Below are 24313 nucleotides of genomic sequence, written 5' to 3' on the forward strand. Positions count from 1 at the left end.
GGTCGATGGTTGCTCGCGTTTCGAAATCCCAGTTCAAGGCAAAAGCGCTGGAGCTGTTTCGTGCAATCGAAGCGACCGGCGCGCCGCTTGTTATCACTGATCATGGCCAGCCGAAGCTGGAGGATCAGGCGGATCGATCAAAGGCAGCCCAACCCGCTTGATATGCTGAACGGGTCGGTGCTGCGCTCGTTCGAGCCGGCCGGCGATGGCGACTGGGACGTCCTGAAATGATCGTCCTTGGGCGCGCCGCTGGTTAGCGCAGACGGCAAGAGAGCGCGCTATGCACGTGAAGAGCATCTGGTCGTCATCGAGCCGTGGCGGCCTCATCTGCGGATTGCGGGGCGGCCCACAACAGCCTTGCCGCGGCCAAGCCGAACAGAGCCCCAACCAGTTGCGCCGCGATGAATGCCGGCGCGTCGGCGGGCGCTATGCCGGCAAATGTATCGCTCAGCGCGCGTGCGATCGTCACCGCAGGATTGGCGAAGGACGTCGACGAGGTGAACCAGTAGGCCGCCAGGATGTAGAGGCCGACGGCGACAGGCGTCGTCTTTGGTGCCTGGACAATGCAGCCGAGGATGGTCAGCACCAGTCCAGACGTCGCGACGGCTTCGCCGAGCCATTGGCCGGCGCCGGTGCGAACGCTTGTCGACAGCTGCAGCACCGGCAGGTCGAACATGGCGTGTGCCGTCCAGACGCCGAGGATCGCCCCGGCGAGCTGTGCTGCGATGTATGGCGGCACCGCCGACCATGCCAGGCGCCGGTCGAGCGCCATGACCAGGCTGACCGCCGGGTTGAGGTGCGCGCCGGAAACCGGCCCCAGGATGGTGATCAGCACGACCAGCATGGCAGCGGTCGCCAAGGCGTTGCACAAAAGCGCGAGCGCAACGTTGCCGCCCGCCAGCTGTGCCGCCATGACGCCGGAGCCGACGACGGTGGCGAGCAGCAATGCCGTGCCGAGAGCTTCGGCGAGCAGGCGTCGTGCCAGCTCAGCGCTCATTTGTCTGAAGCGCCGGAGCTGGCGCCGTCCATCTTGCCGATGTCGTGGAGATGCGAGGTCAGCGCCATGCGGTCGAGGCTGGCGATCGGCAAGGCAACGAACGCCGCGATGCGGTTGCGCATGTATTTGAAGGCGGTGACGAAGGCGGCTTCCTTTTCGAGGTCGCTGCCCAAGACATGGCTCGGATCCTCGATGCCCCAATGGGCATTGGCCGGATGGCCGAGCCAGACCGGGCAGGCTTCGCCGGCGGCGTCGTCGCAGACGGTGAAGATGAAATCCATCTCGGGAGCGCCTTCGACGGCGAATTCGTCCCAGGTCTTGGAGCGGAAACCGTCGCTCGGATAGTCGTAGCTTTCGAGCACCTTCAGCGCGAACGGGTTGACGCTGCCCTTGGGCTGGCTGCCGGCGGAGAAGGCGTTGAAGTGGGGGGCGCCGTCCTTGCGCAGGATGCTCTCGGCAAGGATCGAGCGGGCGCTGTTGCCGGTGCAGAGAAAAAGCACGTTGAAGGGCCTCATGGCATCACTCCTGGGGAACGCAGCAAGGGGAGGCAAGCAAGGGCGCGCAGATCTCGGGCCTGCCTTCGCAGCAGTCCTGCAGCAAAAACAGCAGCACCTTGCGCAGGGCAGTGAGCTCGGCACGGTAGATGATCGAGCGGCCCTGGCGCTCGCCTGTGGCGAGGCCGGCGCGGGTCAGCACGGCCAGATGCGTCGACATGGTGTTTTGCGGAATGTCGAGCCGGCGTGCCAGGTCGCCGGCGGCAATGCCTTCAGGTTCGGCGGCGGCGAGGCGGCGAAAGGCTTCCATCCGGGTCGGCTGGGCCAGTGCTGCCAGTGCGTCGATCGTGTCATTCGCATCCATATATCCGGACTAATGGATATATGTGACAGCCACATGACGCCGCAGCCGCGCCGTCATCGTCGCACAGCTGCGTCGACGCGCTGCTACCAGCGCGTCTTTTCGCCAGGTGCTGCCGGTTCGATGGCGAGCGCATGCAGGCCGGCCTTGAGTTCGGCTGCAAGTGCTTCGTTGACGGCGCGGTGGCGGTCGATGCGGCTCATGCCGGCAAAAGCGGGTGCGACGATACGGATGCGGAAATGGGTTTCACCCGAGCCGTCGAATGTTGCATGGTGGCCGCCATCGACGTGGTGATGGCCGGCATGGAGGTGGCTTTCGTTGAGGACGGCAAGCCGTTCCGGCGAAAATGCCTTGTTCAGCTTGTCTTCGATGGTCGCCTGTATGGACATCGGTCTCGCCTTTCACCACATGTGTCGCCGCGAACAATCGTGCTATCAGGCGCAATTGGGCCGCAAATCAGGCGTTAGGGCCAACATCCTTGAAATGTCAATTCTTGTTTCGCCGCGCCAAGAGGCGGTAAATACAATCCGATGAAGTCGTATCCGAAATATTTCGACAAAATCCGCGTCCGGCCCGATCCGGAAGCGGAGGTGAAGTCGCACGCCCCGATCTGCCAGTGGGACGGCTGCAAGCAGCCGGGAACGCACAAGGCACCGGTCGGCCGCATGAAGGAGGGCGAGTACTTCCGCTTCTGCTTCGACCATGTGCGCGAGTACAACAAGGGGTTCAATTATTTCTCCGGCCTCGCCGATGGCGATATAGCGCGCTTCCAGAAGGAGGCGCTGACCGGGCACCGGCCGACCTGGACCATCGGCTCCAATGCCGCCGCCGGTGCCGGTGGCACGGCGCGCTCGGCACCTGACTTTGCCCAGCAGCGCTCGGGCCGCGCCGGCTATTACAATCGCATGCGCGACTCCAGCAATGTGTTTGGCGGGCAGGGCGCACCGCGCCAGCGCAAGGCCAAGCCCCTGGAAGCCAAGGCGCTGGAGACGCTTGGGCTCGATACCAGGGCGACTGCCACCGACATCAAGACGCGCTACAAGGAACTGGTCAAACGCCACCACCCCGACGCCAATGGCGGCGACAGGGGGTCCGAGGACCGCTTCAGGGACGTGCTCCAGGCCTATCGCGTGCTCAAGCAAGCGGGATTGTGTTGAGCCAGCCGCGGCCGCGGCCTTTTTCCAACTTTCATCTGGTCGGAAAAGGCTTTAAGACCGCCCCCGAAGAAAATTCGATTGCCGGCGTGGCCTGAAGCCACGCGCGTGGAGACGCTATGAACAAGGTCGATCGCGACATCACCAACCTGCCTGATACCACGGTGTCGGTGAAAGACACCTTCGGCTTCGATTCGAAGATGGTCGTACCGGCCTATTCGGCCTCATCGGAGCATGTGCCCGACATCGATCCGGACTATCTGTTCGACAAGGCAACGACGATGGCGATCCTCGCCGGCTTCGCCTACAACCGCCGCGTCATGGTGTCGGGTTATCACGGCACCGGCAAGTCGACCCATATCGAGCAGGTCGCCGCCCGCCTCAACTGGCCGATGGTCCGCGTCAACCTCGACAGCCATGTCAGCCGTATCGATCTCGTCGGCAAGGACGCGATCGTCGTCAAGGAAGGCATGCAGGTCACCGAATTCAAGGACGGCATCCTGCCCTGGGCCTACCAGCACAATGTCGCGCTGTGCTTCGACGAATATGATGCCGGCCGCCCCGACGTGATGTTCGTCATCCAGCGCGTGCTCGAATCCTCGGGCCGCCTGACCCTGCTCGACCAGAGCCGCGTCATCCGTCCGCACCCGGCCTTCCGCCTGTTTGCCACCGCCAACACCGTTGGCCTCGGCGACACCACCGGCCTCTACCACGGCACCCAGCAGATCAACCAGGCACAGATGGACCGCTGGTCGATCGTGACGACGCTGAACTACCTGCCGCACGACAATGAAGTGAACATCGTCATTGCCAAGGCCAAGCACTACCGCGACGCCAAGGGCAAGGAGATCGTCAACAAGATGGTCCGCGTCGCCGACATGACGCGCTCGGCCTTCATCAATGGCGACCTGTCGACGGTCATGAGCCCGCGTACCGTCATCACCTGGGCCGAAAACGCCGAGATCTTCGGCGATGTCGGCATGGCGTTTAGGCTGACCTTCCTCAACAAGTGCGACGAGCTCGAACGTTCTGTCGTGGCCGAGTTCTACCAGCGCGCCTTTGGCGAGGACCTGCCCGAATCAGCCGCCAACGTCGTGCTGGGATAAGAAACAGGCTCAGATGGCGGGGCCGGGCGACAACACACGCAACAAGTCGAAGACGGGCTCGGAAGCCGACAGCTTCAAGCGCGCCGTGACCGTTTGCATGCGGGCCATTTCGGGCGACAACGGGCTTGAGGTGGCTTTCGCCAAGGAGCGGCCGGCACTTGCCGGCAATCGCGCCCGCCTGCCTGAACTGCCCAAGAAGGCCTCGCCCAGCGACATCGCGGTGACCCGCGGCCTTGGCGATTCGATGGCGCTGAAGCGCGCCTGCCACGACACGCGCATCCACAGCCGTCTCGCGCCCGAGGGCAAGCAGGCCCGCGCCGTCTTCGATGCCGTCGAGCAGGCCCGCGTCGAGGCCATCGGCAGCCGCGCCATGACCGGCGTTGCCGCAAACATCAGCTCGATGCTCGAGGACAAATACGCCAAGGCCAACCTCGCCGACGTCACCGAACAGGCGGAAGCGCCGCTCGAAGAGGCGCTGGCGCTGATGGTGCGCGAGAAGCTGACCGGCCAGCCGATCCCCAGGAGCGGCGAGCGCATGGTCGCGCTCTGGCGCAACTGGGTCGAAGACAAGGCCGGCGGCGACCTCGACGGCCTGCTCGGCAGTCTCCAGGACCAGCAGGCCTTCGCCCGTGTCGTCCGCCACATGCTGGCCTCGCTGGAGATGGCCGAGGAATATGGCGACGACCAGGAAACCGAAGACAACGACGACCAGGACGACGACCAGCCGCAAGGCGAGGAGCAGAGCGAGGAGGGCGGCGAGGACGATGCCGGCTCCGACCAGTCGCAGTCCGAAGATGCCGAATCGTCCGCCGAAGAGGAACAGTCCGGCGAGATGGAAGCGTCGGATGCCACCTCCGACGAAATGTCCGACGACGATGACGTCGATTCGGAGACGCCGGGCGAAGCGCGGCGCCAGGACAATCCTTTCGCCAACCTGCCCCGCGACATCGACTACAAGGTCTTCACCACCGCCTTTGACGAGACGGTGGGTGCCGAGGATTTGTGCGACGAGGACGAACTCGACCGTCTGCGCGCCTTCCTCGACAAGCAGCTTGCCAATCTGTCTGGCGTCGTCGGCCGCCTCGCCAACCGGCTGCAGCGCCGCCTGATGGCGCAGCAGAACCGCTCCTGGGACTTCGACCTCGAAGAGGGTTATCTCGATCCGGCGCGCCTGGTGCGTGTCGTCATCGACCCGATGCAGCCGCTGTCGTTCAAGCAGGAGCGCGACACCAAGTTCCGCGACACCGTCGTCACGCTGGTGCTCGACAATTCCGGCTCGATGCGCGGCCGCCCGATCACGGTTGCGGCGACCTGCGCCGACATATTGGCGCGCACGCTGGAGCGCTGCGGCGTCTCGGTCGAGATCCTCGGCTTCACCACCCGCGCCTGGAAGGGTGGCCAAGCGCGCGAGAAGTGGCTGAAGGACGGCAAGCCGCCGAATCCCGGCCGCCTCAACGACCTCAGGCACATCATCTACAAGAGCGCCGACGCGCCGTGGCGGCGCTCCAGGCGCAATCTCGGCCTGATGATGCGCGAAGGCCTGCTCAAGGAAAACATCGACGGTGAAGCGCTGTTGTGGGCGCATCAGCGCCTGATCGCGCGGCCCGAGCAGCGCAAGATCCTGATGATGATCTCGGACGGTGCACCGGTCGACGACTCGACCCTGTCGGTCAACCCGGGCAATTATCTCGAGCGCCATCTGCGCGCCGTCATCGACCTGATCGAGACACGCTCGCCGGTCGAGCTTTTGGCCATCGGCATCGGCCACGACGTCACGCGTTATTATCGCCGCGCCGTCACCATCGTCGACGCCGAAGAACTGGCCGGTGCGATGACCGAGCAGCTGGCGTCGCTGTTTGGCGAAGAGTCGGCACGCGAAACCCGCCGCGGCGGCTTCCGGCGCGCCGGATGATCTTTTTCGCTAGCCCGACTGCGGCAGTTGGCTTGCGCTGCCATGGCAGCACTTGCGCTTTCGACGTCGCTGACCGCCTCGTCGCGGGCCGAGCAGCCTGACATCGAGCGCATCGAAATCTCGGCCCGTTCGATCGCGCGGTTCCAGATCGGCCTCGACCAGAAGATCTTTGGCCCGCTGGAGTTCGTCGGCGGCCTCGAAATGACCTCGTCGTCGCGCAATCTCGGCGCGCTGTCGGCCTTCCGCTTCCTCAAGCCGGGCAGCGATTTCATCGGCGTCGCCGATACCGGCTTCTGGTATTTCGGCCGCATCGTCCGCGATTCCGCGCAGCGGCCGACCGGCGTCGAGAATTTCCGCATGGTGCAGATGGTCGACGCCTCGGGCAGCGCCATCGAAAAGAAATGGCAGGCCGATGCCGAGGGCCTCGCGGTCAAGGACGGCATCGCCACTGTCGGCTTCGAGCGCACGCACCGCGTCGCCCAATACAAGATCGATCCCGACAACATGCAGCCGGCCATCCGCGAGCTCGACTTCGTGGTGCCGCGCAACGAACTGCGGACCAATCGCGGGTTCGAAACCGTCGCCTATTCCGCTGAAAAGGCGAGCCTGGTGGTGGTCTCGGAAAAGAGCCTCGACAAATCAGGCAACATCTTCGGCGCCGTGCTCGAAGGCCCCGGCAAGGGCGTCTTTACGGTCAAGCGCAATGGCGAGTTCGACATCACCGACGGCGCCTTCCTGCCCGATGGCGACCTGCTGCTGCTCGAACGCAGCTTCTCGATGGCGTCGGGCGTCAAGATGCGGCTCAGGCGCATCGCCTCGCAAACCATCGCCACGGGCCAGGTCGCCGATGGCCCGGTGCTGCTGGAAGCCAATATGGGCTACCAGATCGACAATATGGAAGGGCTCGACGTCTGGCAGCGTGCCGACGGCGCGCTGATGGTGTCGCTGGTTTCAGACGACAACCACTCGATCCTGCAGCGCAATCTCTATCTGGAATTCATCCTGCACGGCGATTGAGCGGCGGCACGGCGATTGCGCGGCGATTTTCCGCTATGCTGGCCGCTTGCGGGAGCCCGGCCATGTCGTCCGATGTCACAGCTGTCATCGACCGCTATTGCGCAGTCTGGAACGAGCCCGACCAAGAGCAGCGCAAGGTGCTGCTGGAAGCCGTCTGGGCCGAGCAGGCAAGCTACACCGATCCGCGTGCTGATACTGTCGGCGCCGATGAGCTTTTGGCGCATATCGCAAAGATCCGGGCGAGCCGCCCCGGCGCAAAAATCGTTCGCACCACAGCGGTCGACCTTCATCACGGAGTTGCCCGGTTCGGCTGGCGCGTCATAGAGGCCGACGGCACGCCTTTGCCCGAAGGCATCGACTTTGTCGAACTGGCGCCCGACGGGGAGCGTATCGAACGCATCATCGGGTTCTTCGGGCCGATGACGGCGATCTGATCTGCTTGAAAGCTTCCATCGTGGCTGAGGCAAACGCCGTACCCATCTCAGCCTTTCAGGCAAAAAGAAAGCGAGGGGTCCCCCAACCCCTCGCTGCATAAGTCGGACCTCCGGGGTATCCTCCCCGTAAGGTGTTGCGTGATCAGGCTGCCAGGTGCGCGGCACCTTGCTGGGCGTAGTTGTGGCCGAAGCGGTTGGCGAGGAAGGCGTCGAGGCCGATGTCTTCCTGGCGGATGAAGCCCTGCTGCGGCAGCGCGCCGGAAGCCAGCATGTCGAGCACCGAGCAGATGCCCGAGGCGGTGGTGATCTGGATGGCGCTGCGCACCATCTTGCCCATCTGGCGGCTGTAGATCTTGTTGGCGTAGCTTTCCTGCAGCAGGCGGCCATTCTTGTGGCCGCTGACGGTGACGAAGATCACCACCACGTCCTGCATCGTCGCCGGCAGGGCGTTTTCCAGAATGTCCTTCAGCACCTCGCGGCGGTGGCGCAGGCCAAGGTCGTTGAGCAGCGCCTTCATGATCGCGGCATGGCCGGGATAGCGGATGGTGCGGTAGTTCAGCGTGCGCACCTTGCCCTTGTAGGTCTCGCACAGCGTGCCGAGGCCGCCAGAGGTGTTGAACGCCTCATAGGTGATGCCGTCGAGCGAGAACTCCTCGCGCTCCTCGAGCGGCGGTACCTCGACGAGTGAGCCTTCGACGATGGCTTCGCACGGCTCGCAATATTCGTTGATGACGCCGTCGGTGCTCCAGGTCAGATTGTAGTTCAGCGCGTTGGACGGGTATTGCGGCAGCGCGCCGACACGCATGCGCACGCTCTCCAGCGTGTCGAAGCGCTTGGCGAGATCATTGGCGACGATCGAGATGAAGCCCGGCGCCAGGCCGCATTGCGGGATGAAGGCGCTCTTGGCGGTGGCGGCCAGTTCCCTGACGATGCGGGTCGAGGCGACGTCCTCGGTCAGGTCGAGATAATGCACGCCGGCCTTGGCGGCGGACTCGGCGATGCGCGTGGTCAGGTGGAACGGGGCGGCGGAAAGCACGGCAAACTTGCCGGCCAAAACGGCGTCGAGCGCGCCGGCTTCCGAAATCTCGACCTTCAGCGTCTCGACGGGGTTGCCGGTCTCGAGCGAATCAAGTGCTGCCTGCGAGCGGTCGACCACTGTCACCTTGTAGTCGCCCGTTTCGGCCAGCATGTCGGCGATGGTCGAGCCGATCTTGCCTGCGCCTACAACAACGATCTGTTTCATGGTCATGTCCCCTTCGACTGGAATTTCGTGGCGGATTCTATGGCCGCGCCTCGTCGAAAGGCAGTATCGATTTTGCCGAAAAGACGATATGTTTTAGGCATAACGACGTAGAGTATTGACGAAATGACGACAGACCCCGACCGCGCCCTGCTTGCCTTGCTGCGCGACAATGCGCGGGCCTCGACCGCCGAGCTGGCACGCAAGCTCGGCGTTTCCAGAACGACGGTGCAAAGCCGCATCGAGCGGCTGGAGCAGCGCGGGGTGATCGCTGGCTACAGCGTCCGGCTGTCGCCCGACTACGAGAAGAACCTGGTTCGCGCCCACATCCTCGTCACCGCCTTGCCCAAGGTCTCGGCGGCGGTCGAAGCGGTGCTGAAGCGCATCCCCGAGGTGCGCATGCTGCATTCGGTCAGCGGCAATTTCGACATGATCGTCGTTGTCGAAGCGCCGTCGGTGCGCGACCTCGACGCGCTGATCGACCGCATCGGTGCGCTCGAAGGCGTCGAGCGCACCCTGTCGTCGATCATCCTGTCGACGCGAATCGACCGCTGAGCCGCTTCAGCGGGTCGCGGACAGGTCGTGGCGAAAGACAACCTCGCCGCCGATGATCTCGCCCGTCGCGCGAAAGCCCGTTGAGCGATAAAGCGCCATCGCCGCTTCGTTTTGTGGCACGACGCCGAGGGTGACGTGGCTGCAGCCGGGCAGCCTGGACATCAGCTTCAGCAGTTCGAGCAGTGCTGTGCGGCCATGGCCGCGCCGCTGGAAGCGCTGGTCGATCATCAGCCGGTAGATCCAGTGATTGCCGTCGTCGGGATCGAGCGCATACATGGCAAAACCGACCGGCTCGTCACCTGCGTAGATGGCCAGCGGCACACAATCGTCGCCGTCATCGGCTTCCTCGATCGAGTCTTGGTTGCTGGCGACGAAGTCCTGCTGCGCCGGAGCGACCTGCAGTTCAAGCATTCTGGCCCGCTCGGCATCGTCGAGCGGGCGTAGTGTAATGGTCATGCGTCATCCTTGGTTGCGTTGGGACGCAGCCGCTACCTCACCTAGATTGCATGAGCATGACGCCGGTGGTGTCGCAGTCCGATCGCCATGTGCCATCTGTTTGGAACGCAGCCTGTCGGCCGCCTGTCGCAGCAGGCCGACAAGCTCGTCGAGCGGCTTGACCGCCGATGTCGGCGCTTGCCCGGCAAGGACCATCATCGGCACGCCTGATATGCCGCGCTCGGCGGCAAGGCGTTTGTCGGCGCGCACGGCATCGCCAAAATCCTCGCCGGCGAGCAATGCGGCCACAGCACTCGGGTCAAGCCCGGCCTCGCGGCCATGCCGGTCGAGCACGCCTGTCACAGCGATGTTTTGCGCCTCGCTGTGATAGGCGCGCAGCAGGCGTTCCATCACCGCATCGGCCTTGCCGGCGGCCGCGCCGAGATGAACCAGGCGGTGCGCGTTGAAGCTGTTGACCGGGCGGGCCTTTTCCAGGTCGAGCTGGAGCCCTTCCGCTGCCCCGAACGCCATGATCTCGGCGATCCGCGCTGCGGCGGCGTCGCCACGCCACTGCCTGATCATGTCGGCAGCACTTTCGCCTGGAATCGCGCCGCCCTCGGGCGAAAGCTCGAAGCTGCGCCACACAATTTCGGTGGCTGTGCCGGCCAGTGCCGAGGCCGCTTCGAGGCGGCGCTTGGCGATGTAGCTCCACGGGCACAGCACGTCGGCATGTATCTCGATTTGCATGATGTCCTCCCGGCTCAGGCGTCGGTCGGGCGCGGGCCGGGCGCCACCTCGCGGACGAGCCTGTAGCGCGGCGGACCGCTCATCCGCGGTTCGGCCTTGCCCTTGAGGCTGTCGATCACGCCCTGGATCGCGGCGATGCGGGCGGCATTGTCGGAGACGCGCTCGAACTCGCGGTGTGCGGCTTCGCTGTCCCAATGGATGATGTTGTAGACGCGGGTGCCGTCGGTGCTGGCAAACAGCTGCGCCGACTTGTAGCCGGGATAAAACCGCACCCATTTTTCCTGCAGGCCGGCAAAGGCCTCGATCAGCTCGTGCTGCGTCTGGGCGTCGTCCACGGTGTAGTCGATGATCGAGTAGAAACCCTTGGTGTCTTGCATCTGCTTGTCCTTGTCCGGTTCGATGAGCCGAAGGTAAGGACAGGCAGCCAGGCGGATTAGCCGGGGATTTCGGGATGGATCTTCCGCCTCGACGGAAGATCAGCCCGGGGAAGATCAGCCGCTAAACAGCTGGCGCGGAAAATGCGCGACGACATGGTCGATGAAGGAGCGCAGGCGCCTCGAGACGATGCGCTGGTTGAGATAGACGATGTGGATCGGCTGCGCCTCGCCGCGCCAGTCGGCAAGCACCGTCACCAGCGCGCCGCTGGCCAGCTCGCGCGCCAGCAATGCCGCCGGCACCAAGGCTATGCCGTTGCCCGCGACAGCCTGGTGCCGCAAGGATGAAAGCTGGTTGCCGGTGAAACGGCCTGAGATGTTGACGTCGCAGGCGTCGCCATTGGCGTGGTGGAGCCGTGCGGTGCCATAACCGGCAAAAGACATCAGCTCCCGCGGCTCGATGTCGTTGGGATGGCCGATCGGCGGATGTTTCCCGAGGTAATCCGGCGACGCCACGAGCTGCAGCGCGGCAGCGCCGAGCGAACGGGCGACGAGGCCCGAATCGTCGCGCAGGGCGCCAACGCGGATGGCGACGTCGATGCCGTCGGCGAACAGGTCGGCGTTGCGGCCGCTCAGATTAAGCTCCAGCGCCATGTCGGGATAGGCCTCGAGATAGCTCGCCAGCAGCGGCGCCAGCACGTCGTCCATGGCAATCGTGCTCGCCACCTTGAGCGTGCCGCTCAGCCCTGCTGCCGTATCGGTCAGCTCGGCCTCGTAGCCGCGCAATTCGGCCAGCGCCCGCGCGGCGACCTCGTGGTAGCTCGTGCCGGCCTCGGTCAATGCCAGGCGCCGCGTCGTGCGCTTGAGCAAGGTGCTGCCGAGGCGGGTTTCGAGCGCGGCGATGCGCTGGCTGACCGTGGAGACGGGGATGCCGGTGGCGCGCGCGGCACCGGAAAAGCTGCCGGTCCGAACGACCTCGAGAAAAAGATCAACCGAATCGAGAGCCATATCCTTGCCTGCCATGCCGTGGCGCGAGCCGGCAGACTATGCGGCGGCGCCCGACATGCAAGAGCAGCCGACGGGGTCGTCGGCTGCTCCTTGGCAATACAGTCGTATGTGTGGTGGCTAGGCCAGCGCCGGCTGTGTCCAGCGCGCGGCGATCAGTCGGTAGGGGATCAGCGCGAACAGCGCGATCAACAGCTTCACACAGAGGTCGCCCAGTGCCCAGGAGACCCAGCGCGGCGCGTCCATCGACAGCACGCCGAACAAGGGTGCTGCTTCCAGCGCAAAGCCGTCCTCGGGGCCGAGAAAGGCGAAGGCGGCGGCGAAGGCGACACCGAAGAAGATCGCGGTGTCGAACACCGAGCCGACAAGCGTGCCGAAGATCGGCGCGCGCCACCAGCTCTGCCGGCGCAGCCAGTTGAACACGGTGATGTCGAGCAGCTGCGCGGTCAGGAAGGCGGCACCGGAGGCGACCGCAATGCGCGCCAGGCGGTCGGCGGCGGTGTCGAACGGGATCAGGCCATAGCCAAACAGCACCGGCGGAATGACGATCGAGCAGACCACCGCGGTCATGAAGCCGACAAAGACGATGCGTCGCGCCAGCCTTGGCCCGTAGCGGCGGTTGGCAAGGTCGGTGACCAAAAATGAGAAGGGGTAGGTGAAGGCGCCCCAGGTCAGGACATCGGCAAGCGCCAGAGATCCGACCTGTCCCTGCATCGGGAACTGGACGAGAATGTTGGAAGCAACGACGACAAGCGCCATGGCCGCCACGAAAGGCAGGTATTTTGAACCGGAGTTCATTTTTTTATCCTGGGTAATGGAACCAGCTTTACGGGCCAAGCCCGGGCATTTGGGCGGAGCCTCCATCGTCCTTGCGGCCGTCAGAGGCTCCAGGCGGTCGTCCCCCGCCTGATTCGACGATTAGGCTGCGGCCTGCTCGGCGGTCTTCTTGGCGATCTGCTTCTTGAGCAGGCGCGCACGCTGCGACAGCTCTTCGGCATCTGCCTTGACCAGGAAAGCGTCGAGGCCACCGCGATGCTCGACCGTACGCAGGGCGTTGGCCGAAATGCGCAGGCGCACGTTCTGGTTCAGCGTCTCGGAGATGAGCGTGACATTGACCAGGTTCGGCAGGAAGCGCCGACGGGTCTTGTTGTTGGCGTGGCTCACATTGTTGCCGGTCATGACGGCTTTGCCGGTGAGTTCGCAAGCGCGGGACATGTTACTTACCTTCAGTTCTGGCGGACCAAGCGACGATAACGCACCGATTAAGATGGCGCGCGGTCTCAGTCAGGCGGCCTCATGGAAAAAGTTGGCGTTCCATAGTTGTATTTGGCTGACGCGTCAAGCGTCGTGGTGGTTTCCGGGGGTTGTCCCCAACTCCACAGAATGGCCGGAATTGCTTCTATAACCGATCACAAGGGACACGAACAGCGCGAAGTCAGCTTCCGCTGACGATGAGGTGTTGTCGACGATGCCCCGCCTTTCACTTGCCCTGCTCATCTTTGCCTTGGCCCTGTCGCCGTCGCCGCTGCTGGCCGCCAAAAAATCCTTCAGCGGCGATTTTTCGCTGTCTTTCCTCGGCATTCCGGTCGCCAAGGCGACCTTCGACAGCAGCTATGACGGCAATTCCTATGTCGTCAACGGCAAGGTCTCCAGTGCCGGGCTTGCCGCCTTTTTCGACGATACGCGCGGCACGATCTCGTCGCGCGGCAGCTTTGGTGACGGCCGCACCCGGCCGCGCGCCTTCCGCGCCGACTATGTCTCGGGCAAGGTCAGCTCGCTTGTCGATATCCGCTTCGCCGGCGATCGTGTCAGCCGCACGCAAGTCGTGCCGCCGCCCAAAAAGCGCGGCGAGACCTGGATTTCCGCTCGGTCCCGGCGATCTCAGCGGCGTCGCCGATCCGATCGCCGCCACCATCATCCGCGCCCCCAGCCTCGACAAGGTCTGCGGCCGCACCGTCAGGATCTATGACGGCGAATTGCGCGCCGACCTCAGGCTGACCGAGGTGTCGCGCAAGAAGATGTCGGTCACCGGCTTCTCCGGCGAGACGGTGACCTGCCGCATGGGCTTCAAGCCGGTGTCCGGCTACCGCAGCGACAAGAAGGCGCTGACCTTCCTGCGCGACCGCAGCCGCATCATGGTGACGTTTGCGCCGCTCGGCGAAACCGGGGTATATGCGCCCATATATGCCACGGTCAGCACGGAGATCGGCACGATCACCGTCAAGGCCCGGCGTTTCCAGGCGATCGACTGAGCATGATCCCGAAAAGTGCGTAGCGGTTTTCGGACAAGATCATGCTCCACCAAAAGAACCGGCCCAGAGTCTGGCACTTGAACTGAAGCGGCTTTGAGGCGCCAACGCGCCGGGAGGGGTGAGTGGGGCGCGCAACTTTGATTGGATTTTCGGCGGTTGCCATGTGGGCGCTTCTGGCGCTGCTCACCGACGCATCGGGCGCGGTGCCGCCGTTCCTTTTGTCGGCGATGGCCTTTGCCATCGGCACCGGCGTCGGCCTCGTTGCCCGGCTGTTCATGCCGAAACCCGACAAGGCCGAAAAGATCCCGGCCCAGGTCTGGGTCATCGGCATCGTCGGGCTGTTCGGCTACCACTTCTTCTACTTCACCGCCCTTCGTAACGCGCCGGCGGTCGAGGCCAGCCTGATCGCCTATCTCTGGCCGCTGTTCATCGTGCTCGGCTCGGCACTGATGCCGGGCGAAAGGCTGCGCTGGAACCATATCGCCGGCGCTTTGCTCGGCCTTGCCGGCACCGTCCTGATCGTCACCAAGGGCGGCGGGCTGGCCTTCGAGCCGCGTTATGCCTTTGGCTACGCCATGGCCTTTGCCTGCGCCTTTTTGTGGTCGGGCTATTCGCTGTTGTCGCGCCGCTTCCCGTCGGTGCCGACGACAATCGTCACCTGGTTCTGCCTGGCGACATCGGTGCTGTCCTTTGCCTGCCACCTGGCGCTCGAGGAGACGGTGCTGCCGGCCAATGCCGGCCAGTGGCTCGCCGTGCTCGGCCTTGGCCTGATGCCCGTCGGTGCCGCCTTCTATGCCTGGGACATCGGCGTCAAGCGTGGCAACATCCAGGTGCTGGGGGCGGCAAGCTATGCCGCGCCGCTGCTGTCGACCTTGGTGCTGATATCAGCCGGTTTCGCCGAACCATCCTTGCGCATCCTCGCGGCCTGCGTGCTGATCACCGGCGGTGCGGTGCTGGCGGCCAAGTCGCTGATCTTTGGTCGCCGCAAGGCCGCGGCAACGGATGGGGCAGGGGCCTAAGCGCTCTTCGGCTCCCAGCCGGGTTGCGCCAGTTCGAACTGCGCGAACTCGAAGCCGGGCGAGACGGTGCAGCCAACAAGCGTCCAGTCGCCCAAACTGCGCGCCGTCTGCCACCAGCCAGATGGCACCACGCATTGCGGCCGCTGGCCGGCTGTTATGTCGATGCCGAGCGTGTGGGCGACGATGTCGCCGCCTTGCTGGAACAGCCTGAGCTCGATCGGCGCGCCGGCATGGAAGTGCCAGATCTCGGCGGCATCCCTGACGCGGTGCCAGTGCGAGACGTCGCCATGTTCCAGCAGGAAGTAGATCGCCGTCTGGTTGCCACGCGGACCATGCGGCCCGCCTGCCGGGTTGTCGCGAAAGGTCTCGACATACCAGCCGCCCTCGGGGTGGCGCTGCATGCCGAGGCTGGCGATGATCTCCGCGGCCAACATGCTCAGAAATTGTCCTTGCGCTTGCGGATTTCAGCGAAGACGTCGACATCGGCAGCCGTTTCCATGCCGAGATGCTTGCGGATGGCCGGATCGGCCCAGCGCAGGAACGGGTTGGTGGCGAGCTCCTCGCCGATCGTCGTCGGCAGCGTCGGCTTGCCCTCGCTGCGCAAAGCCTCGATCTTTTCTGTGCGGGCGCGCAGTGCTGCATTGTCGGGGTCGATGGTCAGGGCAAAGCGCGCATTGGACAGCGTGTATTCGTGGCCGCAATAGATCACCGTCTCAGGCGGCAAGGCGGCGAGCTTGTTCAGCGATTCGAACATCACAGGCGCCGGGCGCTCGAACAGCCGGCCGCAGCCAAGCGCAAACAGCGTGTCGGCGGTGAACGCCACTTTCGATTTCGGCAAGAAATAGCAGACATGGCCGGCGGTGTGCCCCGGTGTTTCGATGACCTCGATGGTCTCGTTGCCGAACGGGATCACCGAGCCCTGCTCGACGGTGTCGTCGATGCCGGGGATCTTGTCGCGTTCGGCCTCGGGCCCGACGATGCGCAGCTTGAAACGCTGTTTCAGCGCCAGATTGGCCTCGACATGGTCGGCATGGTGATGCGTCGTCAGGATCGTCGCCGGCGTCCAGCCGCTCTGTTCGATCGCCGCCAGGATCGGGCCTTCCTCGGGCGCATCGATGATCGCCCTTTCGCCGGTTTCGCGGTCGTGCAGCAGGGCGCCGAAATTGTCGGTGCGGCACATGAAAAGTCTGATCTCGACAGCCATGACAAAACTCCATTTTCCGAAGGACGATAGGGCGCGCTGGCGAGGCTGTCACGCCAAATGGGCCGGGGTCGTTGAAGTCGGCCGCCGGCGCGTCTACCTTCCAGCGATGAATTCCGACATCGTCGACCTTCGCTCCTTCTATTCGACGCCGCTTGGCCGCCTCGCCGAGCAGTCGATCACTATGGCGCTGTCGTCGGTGTGGGCCGGCCTGCCCAATGAGCGGCTGGTCGGGCTCGGTTACGCCTTGCCCTGGCTCGACCGCTTCGGCAGCGACGCCGAGCGGGTCTTCGCCTTCATGCCGGCAACGCAAGGTGCCGTGGTGTGGCCGGCCAACGGGCCGTCGTCGACAGCGCTTGTCTTCGACGAGGAACTGCCGCTCGTCGATTCCTCGATCGACCGGGTGTTGCTCGTCCATTCGCTCGAACATGCCGAAAGCCCGCGCGAGACGCTGAAGGAGATCTGGCGGGTGCTGTCGCCGGCCGGGCGCATCGTCATCGTCGTGCCCAACCGGCGCGGGGTGTGGGCGCGCTTCGAACACACGCCATTCGGCACCGGCCGGCCGTTTTCGTCAGGCCAGCTCAACGAACTGTTGCGCGAGGCCAATTTCACCGTCTCGGCATGGTCCGATGCGCTGCATTTCCCGCCGTCGCGGCGCAAATGGATGATGAAGTTCGACCATCTGTTCGAACGCGCCGGCCGGCGCTTGTGGCCGATCTTCTCCGGCGTGATCGTGGTCGAGGCGCAGAAGCGCGTCTACCAGGGCATTCCGGTGGCACAGCGCGCCTCGCGCCGCGTCTTCATGCCGGTGCTGACGCCAAGCGGCGCGACACGCGGGTTTCCAGCACTGCGGCGCGGCGATGCCGAGCATGGCGGCTGACCTCACGAAGGGGTGAAGCTCAGCCACTTCCATTCCGGCGCCTTTGCCGCAACACTGGCGCTTGCCTCGGGAGCCTGCCGACAATGTTGGGCGTGCTGGCCATCATCGCATGTCTGGGCTGCGAATTGCCCAGTCCGGTCGCCGTGCCAGCGGCCGGTGTTACGGTCGATATCGAGCTGGTGCTGGCTGTCGATGTGTCGCGCTCGATGGACCTGGAAGAATTCACCCTGCAGCGTGCCGGTTATGTCGCAGCGCTGCGTCATCCCGATTTTGTCGATGCCGTGCTAGCTGGCCAAAATGGCCGCATCATCATCACCTATTTCGAATGGGCCGGCACGGTGCGCGCGGAATCGGTGGTGCCCTGGCAGATCATCGACGGGCCGCAGAGTGCCGCAGCCTTCGCCGCCCGGCTCGAGGCGAGGCCGTTCAGCGGCTTTCGCGGCACCTCGATCTCGGGCGCGGTCAGCTATGGTGCCGGCCTGTTCGACGACAACGACGCCGATGGCTTTCGCCGCGTCATCGACATATCGGGCGACGGGCCGAACAATTTCGGCAACCCGGTCAAGCCCGCGCGTGATGCAGCCCTTGCCCAGGGCATCGTCATCAACGGCCTGCCGATCCTGATCCGGCCGTCGCGCACGGCAGCCTCGCTCGACCGCTATTATGCCGAATGCGTCACCGGCGGCCCCGGCTCGTTCGTCTTGCCGATCAAGGCGGCGTCGGAGTTCGCCACCGCGATCCGGCGCAAGCTGGTGCTCGAAGTCAGCGGCGATGTCGTGCCGGTGGTCAGGATCGACGCCGCAGCACCGGTCGACTGCATGGTCGGCGAACGCGAGCGGCGGATCTACTCCGACCCCTATTTTCCCGAGCTCGACAGGTAGCAGGGTGCGATCGGGGACGGGGTCGTGCCGGAATATTGCCATCTGCTAATATGAGATGCGCATCAGGCTAACTTTCATGGAAGGTGATTGTCATGCAGGGGGAAGCAGTCGGGCGCCTGCTGCGCCAAGCCGCCGAACACGCCATACGCTACCGGTCGCAACTGGCGACCAGGCCACAGCGTCCGCTGCATGGCTACATGGAGGCGCTGACAGCATTCGAAGGACCCTTGCCGGAAACCGGAAATGCGTCAGACAGCGTGATCGATGATCTGGCAGTACGCGCCGAGCCCGGGCTCAATGCCACGACTGGTTCCGGCTTTTTCGGCTGGGTCATCGGCGGTTCGCACCCGATCGGCGTTGCCGCCGACTGGATGACCAGTGCCTGGGGGCAGAATGCCGGCAACCATCATGCCATGCCCTCGGCCGCGGCTGCCGAAACCGTTGCAGCGCGCTGGCTGCTCGAATTGCTCGATCTGCCGCGCGAAAGCTCGGTTGGCTTCGTCACCGGGGCCACTGTCGCCAATTTCGTCTGCCTTGCCGCGGCGCGCGGGGAGGTGCTGCGCCGTGTCGGCTGGGATGTCGAAGCCAATGGGCTGTTCGGCGCCCCGCCGATATCGGTGCTGATCGGCGACGACGCCCATACGACTGTTTTCTCGGCGTTGCAGTTCCTCGGCCTGGGCCACGATCGCCTGATCCGTGTCGCCACCGATAGCCAGGGCCAGATGTCGGTCGATGATTTCGCGCGCCATGCCGCGGAGGTTCGCGGCCCGGCAATCGTCATATTGCAGGCCGGCCAGATCAACACAGGCGGCTTCGACAAGTTCGCCGAACTGGTGCCGATCGCCCGCGGGGTCGGTGCCTGGGTCCATGTCGACGGCGCATTTGGCTGCTGGGCGCGGGCATGTCCGCCGCTGCGTCATCTGGCCGAAGGACTCGACGCCTGCGATTCCTGGGCAACGGATGGCCATAAATGGCTGCAGACGCCCTATGACTGCGGTTATGCCATAATGCGCGACAGCGAGGCGCATCGCCGCGCCATGACCATTGCAGCAAGTTATCTTCCGCCCAGCGAGCAAGGCGAGCGCGACCCAAGCCATTTCGTTCCCGAGCTGTCGCGGCGGGCGCGTGGTTTTGCCACCTGGGCGATTATTCGCCACCTCGGTCGCGAGGGAATTGCCCGGATGGTCGAACGGCATTGCGCTGCAGCGCGGCTGATTGCCGACCAGCTTCGAAGCGAAAATGCGATCGCGGTGCTGAACGACGTCGTGCTCAACCAGGTGCTGGTGCGTTTCGGGGCCGACGAGCCGGCCGCGCGCGGCGATGAACTGACCAGGGCGACCATTGCCCGCATCCAGCGCGACGGCGCGGTCTTCGCCGGCGGCGCAAGATGGCGCGGCCGTGACGTCATGCGTATTTCGGTCATCTCCTGGTTGATCGACGAGGCTGCCGGTAAAGCCGCCGCCGAAGCCATCGTTAAGGGATGGCGTGCAGTTCAGCGTGGCTCTTAGAGAGCAAGTCTGCAGCAGTGTCGGTCGCGATCGCCTTCTGTGGTCTGGAGGCTTATTCCGCCTTCGGCCTTCAAATCTGCCCGATTGCTCCCTAGATGACGCGGGGATTGCCTTCGCCCGACAACCACAGGGAATATCCTCCTGACCGACGTCATCCACCAGAAGCGCGCCGTGCAGCAAGGCAAGCGCGCCATGCTGATCGTCAATCCGCGCGCCCGTCGTGGCGGCGGTTCGATCGATGCCGCCCGCCAGGTGCTCGTCGATGCCGGGCTCGAGATCGAGGAGATGGCGACCAGCAAGCACGAGAACGCCTCCGAGCTGATCTCGCGCCATGCCGATCATTTCGACATCGCCATCGTTGGCGGCGGTGACGGCACGCTCAACGCCGCGGCTGCCGGCCTTGCCCATACCGGCCTGACGCTCGGCGTGCTGCCGCTCGGCACCGCCAATGATTTCGCCCGCACCATGGGCATCGCGCCCGACCCGATCAAGGCGGCCGAGGTGATCGCCGCCGGCCACGAGACGACCGTCGATCTCGGCGAGGTCAACGGCCATCTGTTTTTCAACGTCGCCAGCATCGGCTTCAGCGCCGACATGGCCGCCGAACTGACCGAGCATGCCAAGAAGCGCTGGGGCACGCTCGGCTACGGCATCGTTGCTGCCAGGCTGTTGATGCGTTCGCGCCTGTTCACCTGTTATGTCGACCATGACGACACCACCGAAGAGATCCGCACCATGCAGGTCTCGGTCGGCAATGGCCGCCATTATGGCGGCGGCATGACCGTCGAGGAGACGGCGACCGCCGACGATGGCTGGCTCGATCTCTACAGTCTCGAGGTCGACCACTGGTGGCGGCTGCTCAGGCTGTTGCCCAGCCTGCGCAAGGGCACGCAAGGCCAGTGGGACGACGTCCGCGCCTTCAAGACCACCGCAGTGACGATCCGCACCAAGCGGCCGCGCCCCGTCAACACCGATGGCGAGCTGGTGACCTGGACGCCGGCGCATTTCCGCATCCGGCCCAAATCGGTTCGGGTCTTTGCGCCCAGGGGCTGACGCGGCTTTGGCCTCTGCAGCGGCTTTTCGATCACGGCAGTCCGGTCAACGCTGTGCTACGTAGCCGCCGTTGAATGGCACAATCGCCCGCGTCGATTCGCGCGCAGCGGCCAGCCGGAGGAAACCTGATGTCGGGCCAATCGTTCACGCAGGCCAATCGCGAGCCGCTGGCACCTGATTTCGACGCTGGATTTTTCAGCCATTTCAAGATGGCGCGGCAGGCGCTTGCCGCCTCGCCGGTGCGCCGGACGCTTGTCTGGCTCAGCCTGTCGATCCTGGCCGTCATCATCGCCACGTCGGCCGGGCAGATCGTGCTCAACCGCTGGAACAAGCCGTTCTACGACGCGCTGGAGAACCGCGACCTCGACGCCTTCCTGCACCAGCTGATGATCTTTGCGGCGATTGCCGGCTGCCTGTTGGTGTTGAATGTCGGCCAGCAATGGCTCAACCAGATGATCCGGCTCAAGCTGCGCGAGGGGCTGACGCTCGATCTGATCACCGAATGGCTGCGGCCGGGGCGCGCCTTCCGCCTCGCCAATGCCGGTGCCGTCGGCGTCAATCCCGACCAGCGCATGCAGCAGGATGCCGGCCATCTCGCCGACCTCACCACCGACCTCGGCATCGGCCTGCTGCAGGCCTCGATCCTGCTGGTTTCGTTCGTCGGGGTGTTGTGGAGCCTGTCGTCCGGCTTTGTCTTTCATGTCGGCGAAAGCTCGTTCAGCATTCCCGGCTACATGGTCTGGGCGGCGATCATCTATGCTGGCTCGGCCTCGTTTTTGAGCTGGCTCGTCGGCCGGCCGCTGATTGCCCAGAATTCCGATCGCTATTCGCGCGAGGCCGAGTTGCGCTTCTCGATGGTCCGCATCAACCAGAACATCGATGCGATCTCGCTGGCCCGCGGCGAAGCCGACGAAAAGCAGCGGCTGGAGCGCGACCTGAAAAGCGTGCTGACATCGCTGCGCCGCATCTTCGCCACCCAGATCAATCTCGGCTGGGTCACCGACGGTTATGGCTGGTTCACCGTGGTCGCGCCGATCCTGGTTGCAGCACCGGTCTATTTTGCCGGCGACATCAGCTTTGGCGGGCTGATGATGGCGGTCAGCGCCTTCAACCAGGTCCATGCCTCGCTGCGCTGGTTCATCAACAATGTCGGCGCCATCGCCGACTGGCGCGCCACCTTGATGCGCGTCGGCATGATCCGCAGCGTGCTGGTGGCCACTGACGTGCTGCATGAGGGGGAAGACCGCATCGAGGTCAGCGAAAGCCGTGACGGCAGCCTCGCCCTCGACAATCTCGAGATCGTCTCACCAAGCGGCTGCACCAGGCTTTCCGAGCCGCATCTCAGGGTCAGGCCGGGCGAACGCGTGCTCATCGTCGGCGAAGCCGGCGCCGGCAAGACCTTGCTGTTCCGCGCCCTGGCCGGGCTGTGGCCATGGGGCAAGGGCCGCATCGAGCTGCCGGCCGGCAAGCAGGTGGCGTTCCTGCCGCGGGTCTCTTACCTGCCGCCGGGCACGCTGCGCGACGTGTTGCGTTACCCATCCAATGGCCGCGAACCGGCAGACGCCGAATTCACCGCGGCACTCGGCGCTGTCGGGCTGGAGCGGCTTGGCCCGTCGCTCGACCGCGTCGCCGCGTGGAACGACGAACTCAGCAGCGACGAATTGCGCCTCGTCGCCTTTGCCCGGCTCGCCTTGCACAAGCCCGACTGGGTGATCATCGACGAGGCCTTCGACACGCTCGATGTCGCAGCCCATGAGCGCGTCAGGGCGATGTTCGACGGCCAGCTCGCCGACACCGGCGTCGTCTATTTCGGCCCGGCCCGCAACGATGGCGGCCTGTTCGACAGGACGGTGCATCTTGCCAAGGACAAGCAGGGGCCGGCCCTCAAGCGTGTCCGCATCAAGGATGTGGCAAAGGCTGTCGCCCCTGCCTGAGCCGCTCCAAATTGGCTGTCGCCTTGTTGCGTTCGCCCCTCCTGCACCGACGCACTCCTGTCCGGCAGGACAGAGGGGGGGCGACGAAACGCGGGGCCGAAAGTGCAGGGCCGCTTCATTGCCTGTGACAGGTCAGATCACCTGCGACTCGGCCTTCGGGCAGGGCCCGGCGCAGTTCGTCCTGGCCGGTCCGAAGATGACGAAGCTGAGTGCTGCCAGGATCCAGACGCCGATGCCGCCATAAAGCACCGTCCAGCCAAAGCCGTTGACCAGTGCGGCGTGAACGACAGTGGCTGAAACGTCGAGGGTGGTGCCTGCCTCCGATGACACCGCACCTCCGGCAGCGATACGCTCGGCCAGCGAACGCAACTGTGCGGCGTCGGAATTCTCGGGAAGGGCTGTTTTCAGCGTGTAGAGAATGCCCTCGACAAAGACGAAGCCCATCACCGCGATGTTGACGGCGAGCGAAATCAGCCTGGCGCTGGCGTCGATGCCCGAGGCCATGCCGGCGCGGCTGGCCGGCACCGAGCCTGTCGTCATGTTGGTGGCGGGCGTCGTCGTCAGGCCAAGGCCGATGCCGGAGAGCAGCGCGCCGGCCAGCACCGTCGCTCCGGTGGCCTGTTCAAGGCCGCTGCCGAACCACATGACGATGAAGCCAAGGCCGATGGTGAACAGGCCGAGCGGGATGATGGTGCGGGCGCTGGTGCGCAGCAAAAGGTACTGGGCAACAGGCGACATCACCAGGAAGGGCACGGTGTAGGCGAGCAGCGCGAGCCCGGTCGTTGCGCTGTCGTAACCAAGGCCGACGGTGAGATAGATCGGCAGGTAGATCATCAGCGGCCAGTAGCTGAAATTCATGCCGATGCAGCCGATGATGGCGCCGGAGAAGTCGCGGATCTGGAACACCGAGAAGTCGAACATCGGATGCGGATGCAGCCGCTCGGCGGCGACGAAGGCGATCAGGCCGACGAGGGTTGCCGCCGCGATGGCCAGCGCGGTCGGGCTGAAGAAACCGAGGTCGGCGCCGCCGGTGATGTAGTAGGTCAGGCCGAACACCGATGCGCTCAAGAGCACGATGCCGGCGACGTCGAGCTTGCGGGCCTGGGGATCGCGCGATTCGGTGACGCTGGCATAGGCCATGACAAGGCACAGCACGGCGAGCGGCGCATGGACCAGGAAAACCCATTGCCAGGTCGACAGGGCGACGATCAGACCGCCGATGACCGGCCCGAAACCGAGGCCGATGCCCGAGATGACGCCCCAGATGGCAAAGGCGCTGCTGCGCGCCCTGGCGTCCTGGAACTGGTGCGACAAAATGGCGATCGAACAGATGAACATGGCGCCGCCGGCCATGCCCTGCAGGAAACGGCTGACGATCAGCACCGTGGTGTTGGGAGCGAGGCCGCACATCAGCGAGGTCAGGCCGAAGGCCGCAACCGTGATGGCAAAGACCAGCTTGCGGCCATAACGGTCGGCCAGCGTACCCGTTGCCATCAGCACCGTCGTGCAGGCGAGGGTGTAGGCGTTCATGATCCACTGCATGTCCTGGAAGTCGGCATGCAGCACATGTTCGAGCGTCGGCAGGATCACCGGCACGCTCGATATTTCGAGGCCGAACATCAGCGCCGACAGACAGATCGCCCCCAGCGCCAGATTGTCTCTACTGATCAGGGTCATCCCATACCTCTGGCTGACGGCAAGGCTCAGGCGCCTTGCCGCACTGTTGTTTGAGCCATCGAGATAGGTGACGCTTG

General features: G+C 64.7%; 29 protein-coding genes. 15 read left to right on the top strand and 14 right to left on the bottom strand.

Going from position 1 to position 24313, the window contains the following annotated elements:
* The first annotated feature begins 5 nt into the window (after nt 1–5).
* Nucleotides 6–161 (top strand): hypothetical protein, encoded by a 156-nt coding sequence (locus tag ACHMW7_RS08405; protein ID WP_395449820.1) that lies wholly within the window; start codon nt 6–8, stop codon nt 159–161.
* Nucleotides 162–304: 143 nt separating this feature from the next.
* Here ACHMW7_RS08405 and ACHMW7_RS08410 read toward each other — a convergent pair whose 3' ends face one another.
* From ACHMW7_RS08410 to ACHMW7_RS08425, 4 genes are all read right to left on the bottom strand, one after another.
* On the bottom strand, nt 305–997 hold the full coding sequence (locus ACHMW7_RS08410; protein ID WP_395449821.1) for an aquaporin: 693 nt from the start codon (nt 995–997) through the stop codon (nt 305–307).
* A complete protein-coding gene (locus ACHMW7_RS08415; RefSeq protein WP_395449822.1) occupies nt 994–1512 on the bottom strand; it encodes an arsenate reductase ArsC in 519 nt (172 codons plus the stop codon). Before ACHMW7_RS08415 ends, ACHMW7_RS08410 begins: the two co-directional genes overlap by 4 nt.
* Nucleotides 1513–1516: 4 nt before the next feature.
* Nucleotides 1517–1855, bottom strand: a complete 339-nt coding sequence (locus ACHMW7_RS08420) for an ArsR/SmtB family transcription factor (RefSeq protein ID WP_395449823.1) — start codon at nt 1853–1855, stop codon at nt 1517–1519.
* Nucleotides 1856–1938: 83 nt separating this feature from the next.
* Nucleotides 1939–2241: a BolA family protein gene (locus ACHMW7_RS08425; protein ID WP_395449824.1), complete on the bottom strand. Its 303-nt coding sequence runs from the start codon at nt 2239–2241 to the stop codon at nt 1939–1941.
* Nucleotides 2242–2382: 141 nt separating this feature from the next.
* On the opposite strand from ACHMW7_RS08425, the gene ACHMW7_RS08430 reads away from it, so the two are divergent.
* The 5 genes from ACHMW7_RS08430 (at nt 2383) to ACHMW7_RS08450 (ending at nt 7475) form a co-directional block, all read left to right on the top strand.
* A complete protein-coding gene (locus ACHMW7_RS08430) occupies nt 2383–3009 on the top strand; it encodes a J domain-containing protein (RefSeq protein WP_395449825.1) in 627 nt (208 codons plus the stop codon).
* Nucleotides 3010–3125: 116 nt separating this feature from the next.
* The gene (gene cobS, locus ACHMW7_RS08435; protein WP_067957584.1) at nt 3126–4112 is read left to right on the top strand and encodes a cobaltochelatase subunit CobS; all 987 of its coding nucleotides are present in this window, start codon (nt 3126–3128) and stop codon (nt 4110–4112) included.
* Between the two features lie 13 nt (nt 4113–4125).
* A complete protein-coding gene (cobT, locus tag ACHMW7_RS08440; protein WP_395449826.1) occupies nt 4126–6024 on the top strand; it encodes a cobaltochelatase subunit CobT in 1899 nt (632 codons plus the stop codon).
* A gap of 42 nt (nt 6025–6066) precedes the next feature.
* Entirely contained in the window at nt 6067–7041 is a 975-nt protein-coding gene (locus tag ACHMW7_RS08445; RefSeq protein ID WP_395449827.1) for an esterase-like activity of phytase family protein, read from the top strand.
* 62 nt (nt 7042–7103) lie between these two features.
* Nucleotides 7104–7475, top strand: a complete 372-nt coding sequence (locus ACHMW7_RS08450; RefSeq protein ID WP_395449828.1) for a nuclear transport factor 2 family protein — start codon at nt 7104–7106, stop codon at nt 7473–7475.
* Between the two features lie 142 nt (nt 7476–7617).
* Here the strand turns inward: ACHMW7_RS08450 and ACHMW7_RS08455 are convergent, their stop codons facing one another.
* Nucleotides 7618–8718 carry a saccharopine dehydrogenase C-terminal domain-containing protein gene (locus ACHMW7_RS08455; RefSeq protein WP_395449829.1) on the bottom strand — a complete coding sequence of 367 codons (1101 nt, stop codon included), beginning with the start codon at nt 8716–8718 and terminating at the stop codon, nt 7618–7620.
* Nucleotides 8719–8841: 123 nt separating this feature from the next.
* Here ACHMW7_RS08455 and ACHMW7_RS08460 point away from each other — a divergent pair, with 123 nt between their 5' ends.
* Nucleotides 8842–9270, top strand: coding sequence for an Lrp/AsnC family transcriptional regulator (locus ACHMW7_RS08460; RefSeq protein WP_395449830.1), 429 nt, complete (start codon nt 8842–8844; stop codon nt 9268–9270).
* Nucleotides 9271–9276: 6 nt separating this feature from the next.
* Here the strand turns inward: ACHMW7_RS08460 and ACHMW7_RS08465 are convergent, their stop codons facing one another.
* The 6 genes from ACHMW7_RS08465 to rpmB all read right to left on the bottom strand — a co-directional run bounded on the left by ACHMW7_RS08465 (nt 9277) and on the right by rpmB (nt 13046).
* The gene (locus ACHMW7_RS08465; RefSeq protein ID WP_395449831.1) at nt 9277–9726 is read right to left on the bottom strand and encodes a GNAT family N-acetyltransferase; all 450 of its coding nucleotides are present in this window, start codon (nt 9724–9726) and stop codon (nt 9277–9279) included.
* Between the two features lie 3 nt (nt 9727–9729).
* A complete protein-coding gene (locus ACHMW7_RS08470; protein WP_395449832.1) occupies nt 9730–10452 on the bottom strand; it encodes a DsbA family protein in 723 nt (240 codons plus the stop codon).
* A 14-nt stretch (nt 10453–10466) separates the two neighbouring features.
* Nucleotides 10467–10829: an antibiotic biosynthesis monooxygenase family protein gene (locus ACHMW7_RS08475; protein ID WP_395449833.1), complete on the bottom strand. Its 363-nt coding sequence runs from the start codon at nt 10827–10829 to the stop codon at nt 10467–10469.
* Nucleotides 10830–10943: 114 nt separating this feature from the next.
* Nucleotides 10944–11834 (bottom strand): LysR family transcriptional regulator, encoded by an 891-nt coding sequence (locus tag ACHMW7_RS08480; RefSeq protein ID WP_395449834.1) that lies wholly within the window; start codon nt 11832–11834, stop codon nt 10944–10946.
* A 117-nt stretch (nt 11835–11951) separates the two neighbouring features.
* On the bottom strand, nt 11952–12629 hold the full coding sequence (locus tag ACHMW7_RS08485) for a queuosine precursor transporter (RefSeq protein ID WP_395449835.1): 678 nt from the start codon (nt 12627–12629) through the stop codon (nt 11952–11954).
* 120 nt (nt 12630–12749) lie between these two features.
* Nucleotides 12750–13046 (bottom strand): 50S ribosomal protein L28, encoded by a 297-nt coding sequence (rpmB, locus tag ACHMW7_RS08490; RefSeq protein ID WP_214391350.1) that lies wholly within the window; start codon nt 13044–13046, stop codon nt 12750–12752.
* Nucleotides 13047–13299: 253 nt separating this feature from the next.
* On the opposite strand from rpmB, the gene ACHMW7_RS08495 reads away from it, so the two are divergent.
* The 3 genes from ACHMW7_RS08495 (at nt 13300) to ACHMW7_RS08505 (ending at nt 15102) form a co-directional block, all read left to right on the top strand.
* Nucleotides 13300–13800, top strand: a complete 501-nt coding sequence (locus tag ACHMW7_RS08495; protein ID WP_395449836.1) for a DUF3108 domain-containing protein — start codon at nt 13300–13302, stop codon at nt 13798–13800.
* A 7-nt stretch (nt 13801–13807) separates the two neighbouring features.
* Entirely contained in the window at nt 13808–14083 is a 276-nt protein-coding gene (locus tag ACHMW7_RS08500; protein WP_395449837.1) for a hypothetical protein, read from the top strand.
* Between the two features lie 122 nt (nt 14084–14205).
* Nucleotides 14206–15102, top strand: coding sequence for a DMT family transporter (locus ACHMW7_RS08505; protein WP_395449838.1), 897 nt, complete (start codon nt 14206–14208; stop codon nt 15100–15102).
* On the opposite strand, the gene ACHMW7_RS08510 is transcribed toward ACHMW7_RS08505, so the two are convergent.
* Nucleotides 15099–15536 carry a cupin domain-containing protein gene (locus tag ACHMW7_RS08510; protein ID WP_395449839.1) on the bottom strand — a complete coding sequence of 146 codons (438 nt, stop codon included), beginning with the start codon at nt 15534–15536 and terminating at the stop codon, nt 15099–15101. The genes ACHMW7_RS08505 and ACHMW7_RS08510 overlap by 4 nt on opposite strands.
* Before the next feature lie 2 nt (nt 15537–15538).
* Complete coding sequence (gene gloB, locus ACHMW7_RS08515; RefSeq protein WP_395449840.1) at nt 15539–16306, bottom strand: hydroxyacylglutathione hydrolase; 768 nt, start codon at nt 16304–16306, stop codon at nt 15539–15541.
* Between the two features lie 106 nt (nt 16307–16412).
* Between gloB and ACHMW7_RS08520 the strand changes: the two genes are divergently transcribed.
* The 5 genes from ACHMW7_RS08520 (at nt 16413) to ACHMW7_RS08540 (ending at nt 22559) form a co-directional block, all read left to right on the top strand.
* Nucleotides 16413–17183, top strand: coding sequence for a class I SAM-dependent methyltransferase (locus ACHMW7_RS08520; RefSeq protein WP_395451289.1), 771 nt, complete (start codon nt 16413–16415; stop codon nt 17181–17183).
* An 83-nt stretch (nt 17184–17266) separates the two neighbouring features.
* Nucleotides 17267–18064, top strand: a complete 798-nt coding sequence (locus ACHMW7_RS08525) for a DUF1194 domain-containing protein (protein WP_395449841.1) — start codon at nt 17267–17269, stop codon at nt 18062–18064.
* Between the two features lie 92 nt (nt 18065–18156).
* Nucleotides 18157–19572, top strand: coding sequence for a pyridoxal phosphate-dependent decarboxylase family protein (locus ACHMW7_RS08530; protein WP_395449842.1), 1416 nt, complete (start codon nt 18157–18159; stop codon nt 19570–19572).
* A 192-nt stretch (nt 19573–19764) separates the two neighbouring features.
* Nucleotides 19765–20625 carry a lipid kinase gene (locus ACHMW7_RS08535; RefSeq protein ID WP_395451290.1) on the top strand — a complete coding sequence of 287 codons (861 nt, stop codon included), beginning with the start codon at nt 19765–19767 and terminating at the stop codon, nt 20623–20625.
* A 128-nt stretch (nt 20626–20753) separates the two neighbouring features.
* Nucleotides 20754–22559 (top strand): ABC transporter ATP-binding protein/permease, encoded by a 1806-nt coding sequence (locus ACHMW7_RS08540; protein ID WP_395449843.1) that lies wholly within the window; start codon nt 20754–20756, stop codon nt 22557–22559.
* Nucleotides 22560–22691: 132 nt separating this feature from the next.
* On the opposite strand, the gene ACHMW7_RS08545 is transcribed toward ACHMW7_RS08540, so the two are convergent.
* A complete protein-coding gene (locus ACHMW7_RS08545; protein WP_395449844.1) occupies nt 22692–24236 on the bottom strand; it encodes an MFS transporter in 1545 nt (514 codons plus the stop codon).
* Between the last annotated feature and the right edge of the window lie 77 nt (nt 24237–24313).

The organism is Aminobacter sp. UC22_36 (assembly GCF_044056035.1).
Classification (GTDB): domain Bacteria; phylum Pseudomonadota; class Alphaproteobacteria; order Rhizobiales; family Rhizobiaceae; genus Aminobacter.

Bases quoted from the DNA above. Each gene is read 5' to 3' on its own strand.
- ACHMW7_RS08405 (WP_395449820.1), top strand. From the start codon at position 6: ATGGTTGCTCGCGTTTCGAAATCCCAGTTCAAGGCAAAAGCGCTGGAG.
- ACHMW7_RS08410 (WP_395449821.1), bottom strand. From the start codon at position 997: ATGAGCGCTGAGCTGGCACGACGCCTGCTCGCCGAAGCTCTCGGCACG.
- ACHMW7_RS08415 (WP_395449822.1), bottom strand. From the start codon at position 1,512: ATGAGGCCCTTCAACGTGCTTTTTCTCTGCACCGGCAACAGCGCCCGC.
- ACHMW7_RS08420 (WP_395449823.1), bottom strand. From the start codon at position 1,855: ATGGATGCGAATGACACGATCGACGCACTGGCAGCACTGGCCCAGCCG.
- ACHMW7_RS08425 (WP_395449824.1), bottom strand. From the start codon at position 2,241: ATGTCCATACAGGCGACCATCGAAGACAAGCTGAACAAGGCATTTTCG.
- ACHMW7_RS08430 (WP_395449825.1), top strand. From the start codon at position 2,383: ATGAAGTCGTATCCGAAATATTTCGACAAAATCCGCGTCCGGCCCGAT.
- cobS (WP_067957584.1), top strand. From the start codon at position 3,126: ATGAACAAGGTCGATCGCGACATCACCAACCTGCCTGATACCACGGTG.
- cobT (WP_395449826.1), top strand. From the start codon at position 4,126: ATGGCGGGGCCGGGCGACAACACACGCAACAAGTCGAAGACGGGCTCG.
- ACHMW7_RS08445 (WP_395449827.1), top strand. From the start codon at position 6,067: ATGGCAGCACTTGCGCTTTCGACGTCGCTGACCGCCTCGTCGCGGGCC.
- ACHMW7_RS08450 (WP_395449828.1), top strand. From the start codon at position 7,104: ATGTCGTCCGATGTCACAGCTGTCATCGACCGCTATTGCGCAGTCTGG.
- ACHMW7_RS08455 (WP_395449829.1), bottom strand. From the start codon at position 8,718: ATGAAACAGATCGTTGTTGTAGGCGCAGGCAAGATCGGCTCGACCATC.
- ACHMW7_RS08460 (WP_395449830.1), top strand. From the start codon at position 8,842: ATGACGACAGACCCCGACCGCGCCCTGCTTGCCTTGCTGCGCGACAAT.
- ACHMW7_RS08465 (WP_395449831.1), bottom strand. From the start codon at position 9,726: ATGACCATTACACTACGCCCGCTCGACGATGCCGAGCGGGCCAGAATG.
- ACHMW7_RS08470 (WP_395449832.1), bottom strand. From the start codon at position 10,452: ATGCAAATCGAGATACATGCCGACGTGCTGTGCCCGTGGAGCTACATC.
- ACHMW7_RS08475 (WP_395449833.1), bottom strand. From the start codon at position 10,829: ATGCAAGACACCAAGGGTTTCTACTCGATCATCGACTACACCGTGGAC.
- ACHMW7_RS08480 (WP_395449834.1), bottom strand. From the start codon at position 11,834: ATGGCTCTCGATTCGGTTGATCTTTTTCTCGAGGTCGTTCGGACCGGC.
- ACHMW7_RS08485 (WP_395449835.1), bottom strand. From the start codon at position 12,629: ATGAACTCCGGTTCAAAATACCTGCCTTTCGTGGCGGCCATGGCGCTT.
- rpmB (WP_214391350.1), bottom strand. From the start codon at position 13,046: ATGTCCCGCGCTTGCGAACTCACCGGCAAAGCCGTCATGACCGGCAAC.
- ACHMW7_RS08495 (WP_395449836.1), top strand. From the start codon at position 13,300: ATGCCCCGCCTTTCACTTGCCCTGCTCATCTTTGCCTTGGCCCTGTCG.
- ACHMW7_RS08510 (WP_395449839.1), bottom strand. From the start codon at position 15,536: ATGTTGGCCGCGGAGATCATCGCCAGCCTCGGCATGCAGCGCCACCCC.
- gloB (WP_395449840.1), bottom strand. From the start codon at position 16,306: ATGGCTGTCGAGATCAGACTTTTCATGTGCCGCACCGACAATTTCGGC.
- ACHMW7_RS08520 (WP_395451289.1), top strand. From the start codon at position 16,413: ATGAATTCCGACATCGTCGACCTTCGCTCCTTCTATTCGACGCCGCTT.
- ACHMW7_RS08525 (WP_395449841.1), top strand. From the start codon at position 17,267: ATGTTGGGCGTGCTGGCCATCATCGCATGTCTGGGCTGCGAATTGCCC.
- ACHMW7_RS08530 (WP_395449842.1), top strand. From the start codon at position 18,157: ATGCAGGGGGAAGCAGTCGGGCGCCTGCTGCGCCAAGCCGCCGAACAC.
- ACHMW7_RS08535 (WP_395451290.1), top strand. From the start codon at position 19,765: ATGCTGATCGTCAATCCGCGCGCCCGTCGTGGCGGCGGTTCGATCGAT.
- ACHMW7_RS08540 (WP_395449843.1), top strand. From the start codon at position 20,754: ATGTCGGGCCAATCGTTCACGCAGGCCAATCGCGAGCCGCTGGCACCT.
- ACHMW7_RS08545 (WP_395449844.1), bottom strand. From the start codon at position 24,236: ATGACCCTGATCAGTAGAGACAATCTGGCGCTGGGGGCGATCTGTCTG.